This is a genomic window from Roseicyclus amphidinii, assembly GCF_030163755.1.
GTDB classification, from domain to species: domain Bacteria; phylum Pseudomonadota; class Alphaproteobacteria; order Rhodobacterales; family Rhodobacteraceae; genus Roseicyclus; species Roseicyclus amphidinii.
This window is the reverse complement of the sequence record NZ_JASJOE010000008.1, coordinates 31,690-50,641: the sequence shown is the minus strand read 5'-3', so window position 1 is coordinate 50,641 and position 18,952 is coordinate 31,690. Positions and strand designations below refer to the sequence as shown.

At 66.9% G+C, this 18,952-nt stretch carries 20 protein-coding genes; 8 read left to right on the top strand and 12 right to left on the bottom strand.

The genetic code is table 11. The annotated features are described in order from the left end of the window. The first annotated feature begins 44 nt into the window (after positions 1-44). From QQK83_RS04520 to QQK83_RS04505, 4 genes are all read left to right on the top strand, one after another. Positions 45-626 (top strand): NAD(P)H-dependent oxidoreductase, encoded by a 582-nt coding sequence (locus QQK83_RS04520; RefSeq protein WP_284262099.1) that lies wholly within the window; start codon positions 45-47, stop codon positions 624-626. Further along, a complete protein-coding gene (locus QQK83_RS04515; RefSeq protein ID WP_284262097.1) occupies positions 626-1,252 on the top strand; it encodes an NAD(P)H-dependent oxidoreductase in 627 nt (208 codons plus the stop codon). The genes QQK83_RS04520 and QQK83_RS04515 overlap by 1 nt, the downstream gene beginning before the upstream one ends. After that, positions 1,249-2,178 (top strand): isopenicillin N synthase family dioxygenase, encoded by a 930-nt coding sequence (locus tag QQK83_RS04510; RefSeq protein WP_284262095.1) that lies wholly within the window; start codon positions 1,249-1,251, stop codon positions 2,176-2,178. The genes QQK83_RS04515 and QQK83_RS04510 overlap by 4 nt, the downstream gene beginning before the upstream one ends. Positions 2,179-2,303: 125 nt before the next feature. Then, positions 2,304-3,743 (top strand): methyl-accepting chemotaxis protein, encoded by a 1,440-nt coding sequence (locus QQK83_RS04505; protein ID WP_284262093.1) that lies wholly within the window; start codon positions 2,304-2,306, stop codon positions 3,741-3,743. A 7-nt stretch (positions 3,744-3,750) separates the two neighbouring features. On the opposite strand, the gene QQK83_RS04500 is transcribed toward QQK83_RS04505, so the two are convergent. From QQK83_RS04500 to QQK83_RS04460, 9 genes are all read right to left on the bottom strand, one after another. After that, positions 3,751-5,682: a beta-galactosidase gene (locus tag QQK83_RS04500; RefSeq protein ID WP_284262091.1), complete on the bottom strand. Its 1,932-nt coding sequence runs from the start codon at positions 5,680-5,682 to the stop codon at positions 3,751-3,753. Then, complete coding sequence (locus tag QQK83_RS04495) at positions 5,679-6,539, bottom strand: SMP-30/gluconolactonase/LRE family protein (protein WP_284262090.1); 861 nt, start codon at positions 6,537-6,539, stop codon at positions 5,679-5,681. Before QQK83_RS04495 ends, QQK83_RS04500 begins: the two co-directional genes overlap by 4 nt. Continuing rightward, the gene (locus tag QQK83_RS04490) at positions 6,536-7,156 is read right to left on the bottom strand and encodes a 2-dehydro-3-deoxy-6-phosphogalactonate aldolase (protein ID WP_284262089.1); all 621 of its coding nucleotides are present in this window, start codon (positions 7,154-7,156) and stop codon (positions 6,536-6,538) included. The genes QQK83_RS04495 and QQK83_RS04490 overlap by 4 nt, the downstream gene beginning before the upstream one ends. Next, the gene (locus tag QQK83_RS04485) at positions 7,153-8,076 is read right to left on the bottom strand and encodes a 2-dehydro-3-deoxygalactonokinase (protein ID WP_284262088.1); all 924 of its coding nucleotides are present in this window, start codon (positions 8,074-8,076) and stop codon (positions 7,153-7,155) included. The genes QQK83_RS04490 and QQK83_RS04485 overlap by 4 nt, the downstream gene beginning before the upstream one ends. Continuing rightward, the gene (locus QQK83_RS04480) at positions 8,073-8,837 is read right to left on the bottom strand and encodes an SDR family NAD(P)-dependent oxidoreductase (RefSeq protein ID WP_284262087.1); all 765 of its coding nucleotides are present in this window, start codon (positions 8,835-8,837) and stop codon (positions 8,073-8,075) included. Before QQK83_RS04480 ends, QQK83_RS04485 begins: the two co-directional genes overlap by 4 nt. Beyond that, on the bottom strand, positions 8,834-10,177 hold the full coding sequence (gene melA, locus QQK83_RS04475; RefSeq protein WP_284262085.1) for an alpha-glucosidase/alpha-galactosidase: 1,344 nt from the start codon (positions 10,175-10,177) through the stop codon (positions 8,834-8,836). The genes QQK83_RS04480 and melA overlap by 4 nt, the downstream gene beginning before the upstream one ends. Beyond that, positions 10,174-11,022 (bottom strand): carbohydrate ABC transporter permease, encoded by an 849-nt coding sequence (locus QQK83_RS04470; protein ID WP_284262083.1) that lies wholly within the window; start codon positions 11,020-11,022, stop codon positions 10,174-10,176. Before QQK83_RS04470 ends, melA begins: the two co-directional genes overlap by 4 nt. Before the next feature lie 4 nt (positions 11,023-11,026). Continuing rightward, positions 11,027-11,941 (bottom strand): carbohydrate ABC transporter permease, encoded by a 915-nt coding sequence (locus QQK83_RS04465; protein WP_417750330.1) that lies wholly within the window; start codon positions 11,939-11,941, stop codon positions 11,027-11,029. Positions 11,942-12,101: 160 nt separating this feature from the next. Beyond that, positions 12,102-13,364, bottom strand: coding sequence for an ABC transporter substrate-binding protein (locus QQK83_RS04460; protein ID WP_284262079.1), 1,263 nt, complete (start codon positions 13,362-13,364; stop codon positions 12,102-12,104). Between the two features lie 147 nt (positions 13,365-13,511). Between QQK83_RS04460 and QQK83_RS04455 the strand changes: the two genes are divergently transcribed. Together QQK83_RS04455 and QQK83_RS04450 are read left to right on the top strand one after the other, a co-directional pair. Then, positions 13,512-14,300, top strand: a complete 789-nt coding sequence (locus QQK83_RS04455; protein WP_284262076.1) for an IclR family transcriptional regulator — start codon at positions 13,512-13,514, stop codon at positions 14,298-14,300. Between the two features lie 17 nt (positions 14,301-14,317). Further along, positions 14,318-15,367 carry an ABC transporter ATP-binding protein gene (locus QQK83_RS04450; protein ID WP_284262075.1) on the top strand — a complete coding sequence of 350 codons (1,050 nt, stop codon included), beginning with the start codon at positions 14,318-14,320 and terminating at the stop codon, positions 15,365-15,367. A gap of 50 nt (positions 15,368-15,417) precedes the next feature. Here QQK83_RS04450 and QQK83_RS04445 read toward each other — a convergent pair whose 3' ends face one another. Then, positions 15,418-15,897, bottom strand: a complete 480-nt coding sequence (locus QQK83_RS04445; protein WP_284262073.1) for an Lrp/AsnC family transcriptional regulator — start codon at positions 15,895-15,897, stop codon at positions 15,418-15,420. A gap of 116 nt (positions 15,898-16,013) precedes the next feature. On the opposite strand from QQK83_RS04445, the gene ald reads away from it, so the two are divergent. After that, complete coding sequence (gene ald, locus QQK83_RS04440; protein ID WP_284262070.1) at positions 16,014-17,132, top strand: alanine dehydrogenase; 1,119 nt, start codon at positions 16,014-16,016, stop codon at positions 17,130-17,132. 57 nt (positions 17,133-17,189) lie between these two features. After that, positions 17,190-17,795 carry a protein-methionine-sulfoxide reductase heme-binding subunit MsrQ gene (locus tag QQK83_RS04435; RefSeq protein ID WP_284262068.1) on the top strand — a complete coding sequence of 202 codons (606 nt, stop codon included), beginning with the start codon at positions 17,190-17,192 and terminating at the stop codon, positions 17,793-17,795. Between the two features lie 72 nt (positions 17,796-17,867). On the opposite strand, the gene mscL is transcribed toward QQK83_RS04435, so the two are convergent. Next, positions 17,868-18,299: a large conductance mechanosensitive channel protein MscL gene (gene mscL / locus QQK83_RS04430; RefSeq protein WP_284262066.1), complete on the bottom strand. Its 432-nt coding sequence runs from the start codon at positions 18,297-18,299 to the stop codon at positions 17,868-17,870. A gap of 184 nt (positions 18,300-18,483) precedes the next feature. After that, on the bottom strand, positions 18,484-18,930 hold the full coding sequence (locus tag QQK83_RS04425) for a YtoQ family protein (protein WP_284262064.1): 447 nt from the start codon (positions 18,928-18,930) through the stop codon (positions 18,484-18,486). Positions 18,931-18,952 lie beyond the last annotated feature (22 nt).

Here is an 18,952-nt window from a genome sequence, read left to right as displayed (position 1 = left end):
GGGGGGCTCCGCCGTATTTAGGGAAAGATGAAGAGCCGCATGACATGAAACGGGCGCTGGTTCTGTTCGCGCATCCTTGCCCGGAAAGCTTCTCCTCGGCGCTTCATGCGACCGTCGTGGAACGCCTTGGCAAGTCGGGCTGGGAGGTCGACGATTGCGACCTGAACGCCGAAGGCTTCTCGCCCGTCCTGACCGAGGAGGAGCGGCGCGGCTATCACGAGGAACCGGCCAACATCACGCCCGTCGCGGAGTATGTCGAACGGCTGCGCGCCGCCGATGCGTTGGTGATGGTCTTCCCGGTCTGGAACTTCGGCTACCCTGCGATCCTCAAGGGGTTTCTCGACCGGGTCTTCCTGCCCGGCGTGTCCTTTCGGCTGGAGGACGGCAAGGTGAAGCCGAACCTCACCCATATCCGCAAGCTGGCCGCCGTCACCACCTATGGCGGCACCCGGATGCGCGCGTTTCTGGTGGGTGATCCGCCGCGCAAATGCGTGACGCGGGCGGTCTGGCATGTCTGCAGGCCGCAGAAGATGCGCTACCTCGCGCTTTATGACATGAACCGAGCGGATGATGCGAAGCGGGGCGCGTTCCTCGCCCGCGTGGGCCGCGAGATGGAGACGTTCTGATGCGCGCACTGGTGATCTATTGCCACCCGAGGCGGGGCAGCTTCACCGAGGCCGTGCGCGACGTGATCCTCGGCAAGCTCGAAGCCGCGGGGGCGGAGGTGCGCCTGCGCGACCTTTACGCCGAGGGTTTCGACCCGGTGCTGTCAGCCCCCGAGCACGAGGGCTACGAGGTGGAGCCGGGCAACCGCCTGCCGGTCGAAAGCCATGTGGCGGACCTGACATGGTGCGATGCGCTGATCTTCGTCTACCCGACCTGGTGGTATGGCCTGCCCGCGATGATCAAGGGCTGGCTCGACCGGGTCATGCTGCCGGGCGTGGCCTTCCTGATGCCGGATGCGCAGAACGCCAATATCCGCCCCGGCCTGACCCATGTCACGCGGCTGGGCGTCTTCACGACCTGCGGCGCAAGTTGGTGGCTGACGCGGATGATCGGCGCGCCGGGCCGCCGCACGCTGTTGCGCGGTGTCAGGCTGCTCTGCGCCAAGGGGTGCCGGACGGCCTTTGCCGCGCATTACCTGATGGACAGTTCGACCGACGCAAGCCGGGCACGCCACCTTGAAAAGGTCGCCGCGAAGATGGACCGTCTGATCGGGGCGGATGGCAAACAGCAGGAGGCGGCAGCATGATCCCGGTTCTGGATTTCGAACGCTTCACCTCGGGCGAGGACCGCGCGGGCTTCGTTGCCGATCTGGGTGCCGCGGCGCGGGGACCGGGGTTCTTCCTGCTGACGGGGCACGGCATAGACGCCGATCTGCAGGCCCGCGTCTTCGCGGCCGCCGATGCGTTCTTCGGCCTGCCGGTGGCGGAGAAGGAAAAAGTCTCGATCCTGAAGACGCCGCATTACCGCGGCTGGGCGCATGACGGGCTGGAAAGCCTCGACGAGACGAGCGGCCAGAAGGACCGCAAGGAAAGCTTCAACATCGGCTACGACATGGACCCGTCCGACCCGCGCGTCATCGCAGGCGAACCGTTCCGCGGCGTGAACCAGTGGCCCGACCTGCCCGGCTTCCGCGAGACGATGCTGACCTATTACGACGCGGCGCTCGATCTCGGCGTGCGGCTGAGCCGTGCCATCGCGCTCGATCTCGGGCTGGCAGAGGATCATTTCGACGGCGCCTTTCACGAGCCGCTGGCCGCGCTGCGCGTGCTGCACTACCCGCCTGCGACCGGTGCCGAAGGCGAGATCGGGGCGGGCGCGCATTCGGATTACGGGGTGGTCACGCTCCTGATGACGGATGGCGAGCCGGGGCTGCAGGTGAAGCCGCGTGGTGGCGACTGGATGGACGTGCCGCATGTGGCGGGGGCCTATGTCGTCAACATCGGCGATTGCCTGATGCGATGGACGAACGACATCTACGTCTCGACCCCGCATCGGGTCTTGCCGCCCCGGCGGCGGCGCCGATCCGTGGCGATGTTCGTCGAGGCGAACCCCGACGTGGTGGTCGAGGCCCTGCCGGGCACCGGCGCGCCGAGATACCCGGCCATCCGCGCGGCGGACTACCTGCAATCGCGGCTCGACGCGACCTATAACGAGACGATCGACAAGGGCTGAGCGCCGCCCTCGGCAAGGCGAACCCGCCACCGTCGCAACCACCGGAAGATGAATCTCGCACAGCCGCCTAAACGGCGCCGCTTCCTCACCGTTGGAGTCCCCAGCGAACAAGGAGCAACGGGAACATGTTTGAAGCAAAGCCCCCGGTCGACGGGCAGGCGGTTGGTGTCGTCGCACTCGACAAGAAGCAGGGCGAAGCCCTGTCGGATATCGCGCGCCGCGTGGGCGACCTGTCGGTCACGATTGCCTCGGTGGCGGGCGCGGTGCAGGACGTGTCTGTCCACGCCGTTCAGCAGCGTGACGGGTTCCGCGTGATCCGCGACCGCATGACCGACATGGCGGCAAACAGCGACCGCGTCCTTGACGCGGCGAACATGGCGCTCGAGGCCTCGGGCACGGCCGAGCACCGCGTGGCCGACACCACCGTGCGCCTGTCGGAGATGCTGGCACGCGTCACGCAGCTGACCGAACAGGTCAGCGCGATCAACGCCCATCTTGGCACGGTGGCCGATACGCTGGGCCGCGTGGCCAAGGTCTCGGACCATGTCGCGGGCATCGCCCGGCACACCAACCTCCTGTCGCTCAACGCGGCGGTCGAGGCCGCGCGCGCGGGCGTCCACGGGCGCGGTTTCGCCGTCGTGGCGGGCGAGGTGAAGACCCTGTCCACGCAGGCCAGCACCGCCACCGCCGAGATCGGCGAAACGGTCGAGAAACTCTCGGCCGAACTGCACCGCGTGATGGAGGAGGTCGCCGACGCGACGCAGATCGCCGATGACCTGCGGACAAAGACCGCGACCATCGGCTCGGAGATCGAGGAACTGCCGGCAACCCTGTCCGACGTGCGCTCGAAACAGACCCTGATCAGCAGCTCGGCCCAGATCATCGGCGATGCGATCACGCAAACACTGGGCGATGTCGGCGCGCTCAGCGGCACGGTCGAGACCTCGACCGCGCATCTTTCGGCGGCATCGGACACGCTGTTGCAGATCACCGACAGCGCCGAGGCCATCACCGGCATGTCCGCCCGGCTTGGGGTGCGAACCGTCGACAGTGCATATATCGAAGCCGTGCAGGGCGTGGCCGGGATGATCTCCAAGATATTCGCGGAAGCGGTCGAAAAGGGGGCGATCTCGCTCGATGCGCTGTTCGACGAGAATTACCGGCCGATCCCCGGCACGGACCCGCAGCAGATGATGACGCGCTTCGTTCCCTTCACCGATGCCGTCCTGCCCGCCCTGCAAGAGCCGATGTTGGGTTTCGCCCATAACGTCGTGTTCTGCGCCGCGATCGACCGGAACGGCTTTATCCCGACCCACAATAACAAGTTCAGCCACCCGCAGCGGCCCGGCGAAACCGCGTGGAACACGGCCAACAGCCGCAACCGACGCGTCTTCGACGACCGCGTGGGGCTTGGTGCCGCGCGCAGCACGCGGGCCTTCCTGTTGCAGGCCTATCGCCGCGACATGGGCAACGGCGAGTTCCGCATGATGAAGGACGTCTCGGCCCCGATCACCGTGATGGGGCGGCACTGGGGCGGCTTGCGGCTGGCCTATCTCGTCGAGTGACGCCGACCTACGCCGCGCCGGTGGTCTGTCGCACGACACCGGCCGGCGGCAGCGTCGCCCCCTCGAAGGTTACCGGCCCCGGCCCGTGGTTGAAGACGAACCGGGTGGTGCCTGCCTGCCGGACGCGGATGTCAGGCGGAAGGTCGATGGTGGGAATGCCCGCCTCGGCGCAGGCCCCGAGCAACAGGTGCCGCAGGAGGTCCGGGTCGGGCCAGCCGCCGAGATAGGTCAGGTTTCCCGCACGCATGGTCACCGGTTGCCCCTCGGCATCGCGGTCGATCACGTCGGCCCCGCCCTCCAGCTGTTCGCGCCAGAGCGTCACATGCCCCGCGCCCTCCATGGCGACGGGCATGTCGGGGCGTAGCGTCTCGACGCGCGACACGGTCACGTCGAGGCCCGGCAGGGCAGGCGGCAGGGGCACGGGGATCGACAGGTTGGCGGTCTTGGCGTTGGTCCGCGGGCCGAGGATGACCTGCGCAGATGTCGTCTGAAGCGCGCCCATCAGCGTATCGGTCAGCGTGATCAGCCCCGGCACGAGGACCAGCGCATAGCCGTGCAGCCGCGCGGTGTCAGGCGGCAGGATATCGACCGACAGCCCCAGCTTGCGCAGTCCCCGGTAGATTTCGAAGACCAACCGGAAGTAGTCGCAGCCCTGCCCCTGCGGCTGCACCGCCCAGGCCCAGGCCGAGGCATAATCGAAGACCAGCGCCACGGGCGCTTGTGCGATCTCGACCTCGGGCGCGTCGGCCAGCTCGCGGGCCACCTCGGCCGCCTCGGCAAAGCCTTCGGCCTCGACGCTGTCGGGGCGCAGGAGGCCCGCGTGGTATTGCTCCTGCGCGAAGGGGGCCTGTCGCCAGCGGAAGTAGCTGACGCATTCCGCGCCATGGGCAAAGGCCTCCCACGTCCAGAGCCGCACCATGCCGGGTGCGGGCGCGGGGTTCGACGGGGCCCAGTTCACCGGGCCGGGCTGTTGCTCCATGACCCACCAGCGGGGCGTGTCACCCTCGGGGAATTGCGCGGCCACCGCGCGGTAGAGATCGTGGTGAAAGGCCTGGAAATCCGGGTCGCCCTGCCGGGCGTAGTGGCGCTTGTGCTCGGGTGTTTCTTCCAGACGGTCCTCGAGGAAGCCGAGCGGGTAGCTGTCCCAGGTGGCGATCTCCATCTGGGCACCAAGGGCGAAATGGTCGAACTCCACGATCCGGCCCATGTAATTGTGGCTGATCGGCGCGTCCGAATGTTTGCGGATCGCCGCCACTTGCGCCGCGTTGAACCGCGCGACCTGCTCGGAGGAAAAGCGCCGGAAGTCCAGCGCATGAGCGGGGTTCGGCTCGGTCACGGTCAGGTTCGGCAGGTTGACCTGGTCGAAGCTGTCGTAATCCATCGACCAGAAGACATTGCCCCATGCCCGGTTCAACGCATCGGGCGACTGGTATCTCTGCGCCAGCCAGTCGCGGAAGGCGCGGCGGGCGGCGTCGGAGTAGCTGTAGATCGTGTCATGGCAGCCGTATTCGTTGTCGGTCTGCCACGCCTCGACCCGGCCGCCGAAACGCCCTGCCAGAAGCGTCGTGATCCGCACGCTCTCAGCCCGGTAGCCGTCATGGGAAAAGCAGTAGTGCCTGCGCGAGCCGAAGCCGCGGGGCCGCCCCTCGACATCGACGGCCAGCATGTCGGGGTGCCGGTCCAGCATCCAGCGCGGCGGCGTGGCGGTGGGGGTGCCCAGCACGACCTTGAGCCCCGCGCCCTGCAGCACGTCCATTGCGCGTTCAAGCCAGTCGAAGCGCAGATCGCCCGGCGCGGGTTCCAGCTTCGACCAGGCGAACTCACCGATCCTGACCCAGGTCAGACCCAGATCAGCCATGCGGCGCGCATCCTCGGCCCACATCTCCTCGGGCCAGTGTTCGGGGTAGTAGCAGGTGCCGAGCGTGCGTTTGAGGGTCACAGGATCACCCGGTGTTCTGCCTGCCCGCGCCAACCGGTTTCGATGCACAGCGTCTGCCCCGACAGCGGGGCGACATCCATCGCATCGCCGGGCAGGCCCAGCAACGCAGTGGTGATGTAGATCGTGGACAGATCAGGGCCTCCGAAGGCCGGACAGGTCGGTTGCGGCACGGGCAAGGTAATTTCTTCTACAAGATCACCCGTCGGCGCATAACGCGCCACCCGCGCCCCGCCCCATTCAGCGACAATCAGATGCCCCGCGGCATCCACGACGGCACCATCCGGGTTGATGCCGCTCTCGCGGTGGTCGAGGAACACCTCCCACGCCGCTTCCGGCCAGCCGTCGGCATCAAGCGGGATGCGCCAGACGAGATGCGCGGCGGTATCGGCGAAATAGGCGGTCCGCCCGTCGGGCGCGAAACAGGTGGCGTTGGGAATGGTGATGCCGTCGCGCAGGGGGCGCAGTTCCCCACGCCAATAGCGGTAGAGTCTGCCCGCCCCTTCCTCGGCATTCTTGCCCATCGTCCCGATCCAGAAGCCCCCTTGCGGGTCGGCGCGACCGTCGTTGGAGCGGGTGACGGGGTTGTCGGCCTCGAGCGGCGTCAGATGCTCGGCCCTGCCATCGGTCAGCGAGAAGCGCAGAAGATCGGTTTCCGTCGCCACCAGCAGCGTGTCGGCGTCGACCCAGCCCGCCGCCGAGACATGCCGGTCAAAGGACCACTCCCGCGGCCCATCGGCGTCGCGGGTCATCAGGCACTTGCCCATGATGTCGAACCAGAAGAGCTGCCCGCGCTGGGGGTGCCACAGCGGCCCCTCGCCAAGGATGCAGGCGCGGTCATCGTAGACGGTGACACTCATGCAGCGATGCCCTTCGTCGCGTCATCCCACGCCGCCACCATGCGAAGCGCGCGGCGGTGCACCTCTTCGGCCTCCATCCCCGGCTTGTAGAGCGATGAGCCGAGGCCGAAGCCATCGGCGCTGGCCGCCAGCCACTCGGCGAAACCCTCCGGGCCGACGCCGCCGACCATGTAGAGCTGCGTGCCTTTCGGCAGCACGGCGCGCACGGCCTTCAAACCCTCGATCCCCATCTGGAAGGCAGGAAAGACCTTTAGCCCGTCGGCCCGCGCCTTGAGCGCGGCGAAGCACTCGCCGGGCGTCAGCACGCCGGGAAAACTGAGCAGGCCAAGGCGCTTGGTCTCGGCCACGACATCGGCGTCGAAATTGGGCGACACGATCAAACGCCCGCCCGCATCGGCCACCTCGCGCACCTCGTCGGGCGCGGTGACGGTGCCCGCGCCGATCAGGGCCTTTTGCCCCAGATGATCGGCAAGACTGCGGATGCTTTCCAGCGGACGGGGCGAGTTCAGCGGCACCTCGATCCGGGTGATCCCGGCCGAAAACAGCGCCTCGCCCACGGGCAAGGCCTCATCCGGGGTCAGGCCGCGGAGGATGGCGATCAGCTTGCGGTCGGTCATGTCAGGCTCGGCTCGGTTTGAGAGGTTCGGATGCGGGCAAGACCCGCCAGTGTCAGCGGGCCCGCATCCAGCGCGCGGGCGCTGACGCCTTGCCCGGCCAGCGCGCGGGCGTAGAGATCGGCCAGCGCGGGCGCGCCCGCGACGACAACCTGCTGGCCCAGCCAATAGGGCCGCGTGGCGGCCAGCTCGGCCCCGATCAGCGCACCGGACAGGCGCGCGCGCGAGACGCTCGCCCCGGTGCCGTTCAGCGTGGCATCGGCGCGGATCGAGAACAACCCTTGCGCCAGCCGCTCGGGCCGCGACAGCGTGTCGGAGACGGCCTCGGCAAAGGCCTCGGGGTCGAGCGTGTCCGACCCGACGGTATGGCGCAGGACGGAATGACGGCTGAGAAGGTCGAACAATTCGCCCGTCATGGCGGTCTGGAAACTGACGACCTCACCGGCGCTCAGATGCACCCATTTCGTATGGGTGCCCGGCAGGCAGAGGACGCCGTCGAAGTCGGGCTCGAGCGCAAGGAACCCCGCGATCTGCGTTTCCTCGCCGCGCATCACGTTGGGCGGGGTGGCCTGCGACAGGCCGGGGACGATGAAGACCTCGAGGCGATGATCCGATGCCGCGGTCACGCGCATCGGTGTCAATTCAACCGGTTTCGCCGGAACCGATGCGTAAGGCGCTTCCTGCCAGCCCTGTTTCGCACCCACCATGCCGCAAGCAAGGATCGGGGTCGGGCCGGACCCGAGCCAATCTTTTACAAGATCGAGAAGCGCGGGCTCGAACCCGTCCCGCGAGAGCTTTCCCATGCCCGCATCGGACGAAGCGGTCGCCCGCAGGGACCCATCCTTGCCGATCGCCCAGGCGCGCAGGTGCGTTGTGCCCCAATCGACCGCGATCCAGTCGGCGTATGTCGCAGGTCCGCTCATCCCGTCGTCACCACGCCCCCGTCGATCACCAGCGCCTGCCCCGTCATCGCCCGAGAGGCGTCCGAGGCGAGGAACAGCATGCCGCCGACGATATCCTCGGGCTTCAGATGATCCTTGAGGCACATCCGCTCCATATGCGCGGCAAGGTCCTCGGGCTTGGCCCAGAGGTCGAGCTGCTTCTGCGTCAGCACCCAGCCGGGCATCAGCGCGTTGACGCGAATGCGATCCGGGCCGAACTCTCGCGCAAGGCTGCGGGTCATCGCGGTGATCCCCCCGTTCGCGGTCGTGTAGGCCGGGTAGCCCGCGTTGCCCATCATGTAGGAGATCGACGAGACGTTGATGATCGAACCGCCGCCCGCCGCCCGCATCCCCGCGATCACGGCTTGGGCCGCGAAGAAATAGCACTTCAGGTTGATGGCCTGCATCCAGTCCCAGAACTCTTCCGTGACTTCCTCGGTCGTATGCCGCTTGTCATTGGCGGCGTTGTTGACCAGCACGGTGATCGGCCCGTTCACCTCACCCGCCTCGGCCAGCGTCGCCCTGAGCGCGGCGGTGTCGGTGATGTCGCAGCGCATCGCGTGCGGGCGGTGGCCGGTCTTGGCCTCCATCTCGTCGCAGAAGGCGCTGGCATCCGAACGCTGGACGAAGGCGACCTTGGCGCCTTGGCGCAGGAACCCCTCGGTCAGCGCGGCACCGATGCCCGAACCGCCGCCGGTGATGTAGACGGATTTACCGTTAAGGTCGGGGAAGACTGGGGTCATGCGGCCCTCCGGGTGCGGGCGAAACCGGGCAGCATGTCGCCATGCGCGGCCAGAAGATCGGTCACCAGCGACCGGATCTGCCGCAGGTCCAGCTCGGCGGCGGTGTGCGGGTCCATGTAGGCGGCGTGGTAGACGTGATCGAGGTTCTCCTCGACCAGCGCACGCACAACAAGCTCCTGCACGTTGATCTGGCTCCGCATCAGCGCAACCAGTTGCGGCGGAATGTCGGTGACGGTGGTGGGCTGGCAGCCGTTGGCATCGACCAGAGTCGGCGTCTCGACCGCGGCCCCCATCGGCAACTGCGGCACCTGCCCGCGGTTGGGCAGGTTGGCATAGGCGACATAGGGCGTGTCGGTGACGATCGCGTTCATCACCTCGGCGGCGAATTCGTGGGATTTCTTCACCTCGATCCCGGCGGCGGCCTTGAGCGATGCGGCCTGCGTGGTCCATTCCGCCATCTGGATCTCGCAGCGCGCGGGGTATTCATCCAGCGGGATGCCCATCTCGGCGATGATGTCCTCGCGCCCGTCCTTGATGAACCAGGGCACATATTCGGCCAGGTGCTCGGAGCTTTCCGTGCAGAAATAGCCCAGGTGCTCCATCACCTCGTAGCGCACCTTGTTGGTGCAATGGGGGCGTTGGACCGGCGTTTTGGGCAGGCGGCCCGTGCGGTAGCCCTCGCGCAATACGGGGTAAAGGTCGCGGCCTCCGTGCTCCAGCCGCAGGAAGAAGGCGACATGGTTCACGCCTGCCACGCGGTAGCGGATCTCGTCCTTGGGCAGGTCGAGATCGTAGGCGATCTCCTCGACCGTGTTCTGCACCGAATGGCAGAGCCCCGCTTGCCTGAGCTGCGGAAACCGCTCGGCCAGGGCCATGGTGTTGATCGCCATGGGGTTCACATATTGCAGCAGCGTCGCACCGGGGCAAAGCCGCGCCATGTCCTCGGCCACGGCCCAGAGATGCGGCACCGTGCGCAAGCCGCGCATGATGCCTCCCACGCCCAGCGTGTCCGCGATGGTCTGGCGCAGCCCGTATTGCCTGGGGATGTCGAAGTCGATCACGGTCGACGGGCGATAGCCCCCGATCTGGAAGGCGGTGACGACGAAATCGGCGCCGTCCAGCGCGCGGGCGCGGTCGGTCGTCGCCTCGACGCGTGCGCCGGTGCCCATGGTGGCGATCATCTTCTCGGCCACCATGCGGCTTTCCTCGAGCCGCTGGGGGTCGATGTCCATGAGCGCGATCCGCGCGTCGCGCAGCGCAGGAAAGTGCAGCATGTCGCCCACGATGTTCTTCATGAAGATCGTTGAGCCTGCGCCGATGAAGGCCAGCTTGACGGTCATTTGACGGCTCCCAGCGTGAGGCCCGCAATGAAATGGCGCTGCATCAGGAAGAAGATGGCAACCGGCGGGATCGCCGCAACGATGCTGCCTGCGCTCATCAGGTGATACTGCGCCACGAATTGCGAGTTGAAGGACGTGATGCCGGCCGTGACCGGCTGCGCGTCGGGGCCTTGCGTCAGCACGATGGCCCAGAAGTAATCGTTCCAGATGAAGGTGAAGATCAGCACCGACAGCGCCGCGATGGCGGGCCGCATCAGCGGCAGCACGACGAACCAGAAGATCCGCCATTCCGCCACGCCTTCGACCCTTGCCGCCTCGATCAGTTCGTAGGGCAGCGCGCGGATGAAGTTGCGCATGAAGAGCGTGCAGAACCCGGTCTGGAACGCGACATGGAACAGGATCAGGCCCAGTTTCGTGTCGTATAGCCCCATGTCGACCGTCAGGTCGCGCACCGGCACCATGAGGATCTGGAAGGGCACGAAGTTGCCCGCGATGAACATGAAGAAGATCAGCAGGTTGCCGCGGAAGCGGTAGATGCCCAGAGCAAAGCCCGTCATGCACGACAGCGCCACCGCGCCGATGACGGTGGGCACCGTGATGAACACCGAATTCAGCAGGTAGCGCGGCATGTCGCTCTCGAAGAAGACCATGCCGTAGTTGGTGAAGAACTCGAAGGAGGACGGCACGCCCCAGTAGTTGCCTTGCGTGAAATCCGAGAAGGGGCGGATGGAAAAGACCATCACCGCGATCAGCGGCAGAAGCCACAGGATCAGCGCCAGCGGCAGTAGCGACTGGTAGGTGATCCGCGCCGCGCGCGAGCGTTTCTCGATGGGTGTCGGGAACATGCGCCTAGCCCCTCCGCGCGTCGCGCTCGTCGCGCCACATCTGCCACAGGAAGTAGCCGATGAAGACGAGCATGATCAGGAACAGCACCACCGCGATGGCCGAGCCGTAGCCCATGCGGAAGCCGAACTCGGACAGCGCGCGCTCGAACATGTAGAAGGACAGCACGCGGGTGGACCCGAAGGGCCCGCCGTTGGTCATGATCGAGATCAGGTCGAAGCTGCGCAGCGCGCCGATGATCGTCACGACGAAGGCGATGAAGGTCGCGGGCTTGAGCTGCGGCAGGATCACGTACCACAGCATCTTCCAGCCCTTCGCGCCGTCGAGCCGACCGGCCTCGACCTGCTCGGGGTCCACGGCGTTCAGGCCGGTCAGATACAGGATCATGCAATAGGCCGTCTGCGGCCAGAGGCCTGCCGCGATGATCCCGTAGGTGGCCAGCGTCGGGTCGCCGAGGATGTTCAGGCTGTCGAAGCCCAGGCCCATGATGATCGTGTTGAGCAACCCCTCACGCGGAAGGTAGAACCAGCTGAAGACAAGGCCCACGACCACCTGGCTCAGGACGAAGGGAAAGAAGAACAGCGATTTGTAGAGGCGGATGCCCACGACCGTCTGGTTCAGGAACAGCGCGATGAACAGGCCCAGCGGAATGGCCAGCAGGTAGAGCACCAGCCATTTGACGTTGTTCACCAGCGAGATCTCGAAGTTGCGGTCGGTCAGCAACTCCTCGTAGTTGGCGAGCCCGATATAGGTCGCCTCGCCCAGCCCGTCCCAGCGATAGAGCGAGATGCCGAAGCTCTGGAAGATCGGGAAGATCACGTAGACCGCGAAGAACAGCATCCCCGGCAGAAGGAACAGAAGCGGCGTGACGATCATCTTGTTGCGCTGAAGCCAGGTGGCTTCGGCGCGGATCTCGTGCATCGGCAGGGCAGGGGTCGTGCTGGAACTCATCGCAGGCACATCCTTGGTCGGTCGGGCTTGGTCGGTCGGGTCTGGCCCATGCGGAAACCGGGGCATCCGCCACGGCTTTCGGATGGGCTGGCCTGCCCCCGCGAAGGGAGCAGGCCATTGTTGCACAAGATCAGTAGATCCGCTGACGCGCGGCCTCGAGGCGCTCGAGGATGTCGTCGAGGTTGTCGGGGAAGACCATGAATTCCTGCAGGCCTTCCATCCCGATCGACGCCATCTCGGCCGGCCAGTCACGGTCGAAGAACTGCGCGATGCCGCCCTGTGCGTTCTGGCTCAGCATGGCGAAGCCCTGCTGGAGGAACTCGTCATCCGCCACCGAGGAATTCGCATTCACCGGCAGCTGGCCGAGGTTGTCCGGCCCGTTGATCCGCGTCTGCACCTCGGGCGAGGTCACATAGGCGAGGAAGGCGCGGGCCGCCTCGACGTTCTGCGCGCCGGAGGCGACGTGGAACGTGTCGGTCGGGGCATCCTCGCCCTGCGGCAGGCCCTCGGTGATGATCGGGAACTGGTAGAAATCCAGCTGGTCATCGGTCAGCCCGCCGTTGCGAAGCTGGTCGACCGCGAAGTTGCCCATCAGGTAGGCCGTGGCCTCGCCGTTGATCATGAAGGGCAGCGCCTCTTGCCAGCTGTAGTTCTGGTGATCGGCGATGAAGCCGCCCATGTCGATCAGCTGCCGCCAGTTGGCGAAGGTCTGGCGCACGCGGTCGTCGGTCCACGGAACCTCGCCGCGGGCCAGCTCCATGTGGAAGTCGAAGCCGTTGGTGCGCATGTTGAGGTAGTCGAACCAGCCGCCTGCGGTCCACAGGAAGCGGGTGCCGATCGTGTAGCAGGCACGGCCCGAGTCGACGATCACCTGGCAGTTCGCCAGTTCCTCTTCCCAGGTCGCGGGCTCGCTCAGGCCCAGCTCGTTGAAGATGTCCTCGCGGTAATACACGCCCCACTGGTAGTAGGTGTAGGGCACGCCCCACTGGCGACCGTCCTGGGTCAGCGCGCCGCGCACCGACTCGAGGCCGGCGTAGTCACCCGCGTCCCACCAGTCGGTGATGTCCATGAACAGGCCCGCGTTGACGTAGGGCCCCATGCGGTTGGCGGCGTACCAGTTCACCACGTCCGGCGGATCAGCCGACAGCACGTTGCGGATCTGGGTCTTCCACGCCTCGCGGTCCACGATGGTCAGATCGACCTCCAGGTCGGGATGCATCTCGTCGAACTCGGCGGCGAGCATTTCCATCGTCGCGCGCGGGCCGGGGTTCGACATGTCCGAGACGATGCGCAGCGTGCCCGAAAGCGCGGCATGGGCATCGGCATGGGCCGCGCCCGCAAGCATGGTGGTCGCCGCCAGCGCCGCAGCGCCGGTCTTGAAGATGGATCGCATGGTGTCCTCCCTATTGATCCAGAACGAAATGTTCAGTTTCATTATTTGAAACTTGGTTTCTTATGTTGAAATCCTAGCGCGGGTCTGCCTAGGTTTGTCAACTAGAAACCCGCGGCCGGATCCCGCGGGCTTGGGAGGACGACGGGAATGGCGGAACACGGCAGCGGGGAAGGAACGGTCGCCAAGGCGCTCGCTGTGATGGACGAGATCGCCGGTTTCGGGCGACCTGTGCGCTTTGCCGAACTGCTGGACCGCTCGCCCTATCCCAAGGCGACGCTCTATCGCTTCGTGCAGGTGCTGACCAAGCAGGGCATGCTTCATTTCGACCCCGACCGGCAGACCTATGCGCCTGGCCTGCGGCTTGTCAGGCTGGCCCATGCCGCCTGGCAAACCTCGGCGCTGGCACCCATCGCACGGCCACATGTCGATGCGCTGTCCGAGGCCGCGGGCGAGACCGTCCACCTCGCCCAGCTCGACGGGGCACAGGTGCTTTACGTCGACAAGCGCAACGCTCGCCATCCGATCGAGATGTATTCGGCGGCCGGAAAGGTCGGCCCGGCCTATTGCACCGGGGTGGGAAAGGCGATGATCGCCTTCCTCCCCGAGGAGGAGCTTGCGCGCGTCATCGCACAGCAGAGCTTTCACCGCTTCACCGACCACACCTACACGACCGAGGCCGCGCTGCGCGTCGAGCTGCAGGCGATCCGCGCCCGCGGCTACGCCTATGACCGCGAGGAACACGAGCCGGGCATCATCTGCATCGCGCACCCGATCCTGACCCGCGCGGGGCGGGTGCTGGGGGCGATGTCGGTCACCTCGTCGACGGCACGCACGACGCTCGAGGCATTGGAGGACCACCTGCCGCGCATCCGCGCCGCGGCCGAGGCAATCGCGGCGGAAGCGCAGGACTGGCGCTTTCCGGCCGCGGCGGAATAACGGGAGGGAGAAGGGCCATGTCCGGTCTGGAATTGCAGCAGGTCATAAAGCGCTACGGCGCGACGCAAGTCATCCACGGGGTCGACCTGACCATCGAGGATGGCGAGTTCTGCGTCTTCGTCGGCCCCTCGGGCTGCGGGAAATCGACACTCTTGCGCATGGTCGCAGGGCTGGAGGAAACGACCGAGGGCCGGATCTCCATCGGTGGGCGCGACGTGACGCGGCTGGACCCGGCGGAACGCGGTGTGGCGATGGTGTTCCAGACCTACGCGCTCTACCCCCACATGACGGTCGAAGAGAACATGGGCTTCGGCCTGAAGATGACCGGCCACCCCAAGGCCGAGATCAAGGCCAAGGTCGACGAAGCCGCCCGCGTCCTGAAGCTGGGCGACTACCTCACCCGCAAGCCCAAGGCGCTCTCGGGCGGCCAGCGGCAGCGCGTCGCCATCGGGCGCGCCATCGTGCGCGGCCCCGAGGTGTTCCTGTTCGACGAGCCACTTTCGAACCTCGACGCCGAGCTGCGCGTCGAGATGCGGGTCGAGATCGCCCGCCTCCACCAGGAGATCGGGGCGACGATGATTTACGTCACCCATGACCAGGTCGAGGCGATGACGCTGGCCGACAAGATCGTCGTGCTGCGCGCGGGCAGGATCGAGCAGGTCGGCGCGCCGCTCGACCTCTACAACGACCCCGACAACCGCTTCGTCGCGGGCTTCATCGGCAGCCCGGCGATGAATTTCTTCGACGGGACGGTGAGCGAGACCGGCGCGCATGTGCCGGGCCTTGGCGGCGTGACGGTGCCCGCGCCCCGCGTGGCGGGGTCAACTGTGACGGTCGGGGTGCGGCCCAACCACCTGAGGCTTGCCGAGGGCGACAGCCACACCGTCGACCTGAGCGAGCAGCTGGGCGGGGTGAGCTACCACTACCTGACGACCCCCGGCGGCGAGAAGATCATCGTCGAGGCCCATGACCAGCAAGCCCCCCGCCCCGGCAGCAAGGTCGGCATCACCTTCGATCCGAAGGATGCGTATTACTTCGACAGCGGGTCGGGATTGCGGCTGCGGTAGGGTGGGCGCCGCCGCCCACCGTGCCGGTGAGGTGGGCAGGATTGCCCACCCTACACGGGCAGCGCGGTCGTCTTGAACACGGTCTTGAGCGCGAAGCTCGACTGCATCTGCGCCACCCCCGGCAGCCGCGCAAGATGCTGGCGATGGATGCGCGCGAAATCCTCGCTGTCCTTCGAGACGACCTTGAGCAGGTAATCCGCCGAGCCCGCCATCAGGTGACATTCCAGCACGTCCGGCACCCGCGCGACCGCTTTCTCGAAAGCGTCGAGGATCTCGTCGGATTGGCCTGACAGCTTGATCTCGACGAAGACGGTCGTCACCCGCTCCACCGCGCGCGGGTTCAGCAGGGCGACATAATCCCGGATCACCCCCGCCCCCTCCAGCCGCTGCACCCGCCGGTGACAGGCCGAGGGCGACAGATGCACCCGCTCGGACAGCTCGGCATGGGTCATGCGACCATGGCGCTGCAGCACCCGCAGGATGGCACGGTCCATGTCGTCAAGCTGCGCATCGGCGCGAAATTCTTTCATCTAATAGCCTTTTCATCGGAAAGACGTGCAGGTTTATGGCCAAACCCGCGCGAAAGATCAAAGCAATTTCAGCCGTATCGGCGGATCATCCGGGCAGACAGGGAAGGAGACCCCCAATGCTGATCGGATGCCCGAAAGAGATCAAACCGCAGGAATACCGCGTCGGCCTGACCCCCGCCGCCGCGCGCGAGGCCCTCGCCCACGGCCATGAGGTCATCGTCGAGACCGGCGCGGGTGCAGGTGCAGGCTTCGAGGACGAGGCCTACGAGGCCGTGGGCGCACGCATCGTCGCCACGGCGGCCGAGGTCTTCGCCGAGGCCGGGATGATCGTGAAAGTGAAGGAGCCGCAGGCCGTCGAGCGCAAGCAGCTGCGCCGCGGCCAGATCCTCTTCACCTACCTGCATCTCGCCCCCGACCCCGCGCAGACGCGCGACCTGCTCGACAGCGGCGTGACCGCCATCGCCTACGAGACGGTGACCGACGCCCAGGGCGGCCTGCCGCTGCTCGCGCCCATGTCCGAGGTCGCGGGCCGCCTTGCGCCGCAGGTCGGCGCCTGGGCCCTGCAAAAGGCGAATGGCGGCCGCGGCGTGCTGATGGGCGGCGTGCCCGGCGTCGGCCCGGCGCAGGTCGTGGTGATCGGCGGCGGCGTCGTCGGCACGCAGGCCGCACGCGTCGCGGCGGGCATGGGGGCGGATGTCACCGTGCTCGACCGGTCGCTGCCGCGCCTGCGCTATCTCGACGATGTCTACCGCGGCATTTTCAGGACCCGCTACGCCAGCGCGGACAGCACCGCGGAGCTGATCACCACCGCCGACATGGTGATCGGCGCGGTGCTGATCCCCGGCGCGGCCGCCCCCAAGCTGGTGACGCGCGCGCAGCTTACGACCATGAAGCGCGGCGCGGTGATCGTGGACGTCGCCATCGACCAGGGCGGATGTTTCGAGACGTCGCGCGCCACCACCCACGAAAACCCGATCTACGAGGTCGACGGCGTGGTGCATTACTGCGTCGCCAACATGCCGGGTGCGGTCGCCCGCAGCTCCACCATCGCGCTTGGCAACGCGACCATGCCTTTCATGGTCGCGCTCGCCGACAAGGGCTGGCGGCAGGCCTGCCTCGACGATCCGCACCTGCTGGCGGGGCTGAACACCCACGAGGGGCGGCTGACCAACCACGCCGTCGGCCGCGCGCTGGGGATCGACGTGACCGCCCCTTCGGCGATCCTCGCCCAATAGCGACGGAACGCCGTGCGGGCGGCGTGCAACGGGGGGTCAGCAACAAGGAGCCCCCCGATGTTCGCCCGCCTTTCCCCCTACGGCCTCTGGGCCATCCTCGCCCTTCCGGCGATTGCCTGGAGCATCCAGGCCTTGACCTCGACCGATGAGCGGATCGTCCACGAATTGCTCCACCCGAGCGGGGAAATGTCCGCGCGGCTCCTGATCGTGACCCTCATGGCCACGCCGCTGGCGTTGCTGTTGCGCGGCTGGCGCGGGCCGCAATGGCTGAAGAAGAACCGCCGCTATCTCGGCGTCGCAAGCTTCGGCTACGCGGCGCTGCACACGCTGTTCTACCTGGCCGACACCGGCAGCCTCGGCGGCGTTCTGGGAGAGCTGGACCGGACCTACATCTGGACCGGCTGGCTCGCCTTCGTGATCTTCGTGCCGCTCGCGCTGACCTCGGCCGACTGGGCGCAGCGCCTGATGGGGCGGCACTGGAAAACCCTGCAGCGCATGACCTATGCCGCGGCGGTCTTCACCCTGCTGCACTGGGCGGCGCTGCATGACTGGGAGCACCCCGAGGCCGCGATCACGCATTTCCTGCCGCTCGCCCTGCTCGAGGGCTACCGCATCTGGTACTGGTACCTGCGGCGCAGGCCCACGGCACAGGCAGCGGGCTGACCGGCCCCGCCAATGAAGAAGGCCCGCGCCACCGTCGGGCGCGGGCCTCTCGTCCGTCCGTGCCGAAAGGGCTCAGCCCTTCTTCAGCGCGTCGCGGATCTCGATCAGGATCTCCAGCTCCGTCGGCGCAGCCGGGCCCTCCTCGGCGGCGGGCTCCTCCGCCTTCTTCTCGGCGGCTTCCTTGATGCGGTTCACCATCTTAACGAGCATGAAGACGACGACCGCGATGATCAGGAAGTTGATCACCGCCATCACGAAACTGCCGATGGCGAAGACCGGCGCGCCCGCCTCCTGCGCGGCGGTGAGCGAGGGATAGCTCTCGCCATTCAGCGCGTAGAACCAACCGGAAAAGTCGATGCCGCCCGTCACAAGCGCGATGATCGGGTTGATCAGATCGCCCACCATGGACGACACGATGGCGGTGAAGGCCGCCCCGATGATGATGCCCACGGCCATGTCCACGACATTGCCCCGCGCGATGAAATCCTTGAACTCGTTGATCATGTGGTCGTCCACCCTGTTTGACTGCCGGCCCGCCGCCCTTGGCTGTAACGCCAGCGCCGCGGCCGCCCGTGCAGGATGCGCAACCGCGGGCCGCGTTCAAGCGGCAGCGCCTGCCACGGCGCATCTTTTTTGGTGATCGGTCGCCATCGCTGCCATGAACGCGGGCAAAACCGTCCTGCCCGCGTCAGCCGGGCAGCCTGCCCTCGAGAACATAGCGCAGGATCTGCGCCACCTTCCCCGGCTCACTGCAAACGGCCAGCGCCGCGGCATGCACCTCTTTCAGCGCATGCTGGTGATCCGGCATCGACACCACGATCAGGGGCTTGCCCAGCGCCGCCGCATAGCCTGCATCGAAGGCCGCGTTCCACTGCCTGTATTTCTCGCCGAAGCGCACGACGACGATATCCGCCGTCTCGATCCCGTGTCGCGTGCGGATCGCATTCAGCTTGGCGCCCTTGTGGTCGTGCCAGAACTTGTCCGGCTCCGCCCCCAGGATCGCCACGCCGCAATCGTCGCTCGCCGCATGATCCGTCACCGGCGCGGTGAACCGCACGTCGAGACCCGCGGCCCCGGCCTCGATCTCCTCGCGCCAGTCGGTGTGTATCTCTCCGGACAGGTAAACCGTCAGCATCGCCTTCTCCCTCGGCCTCGGG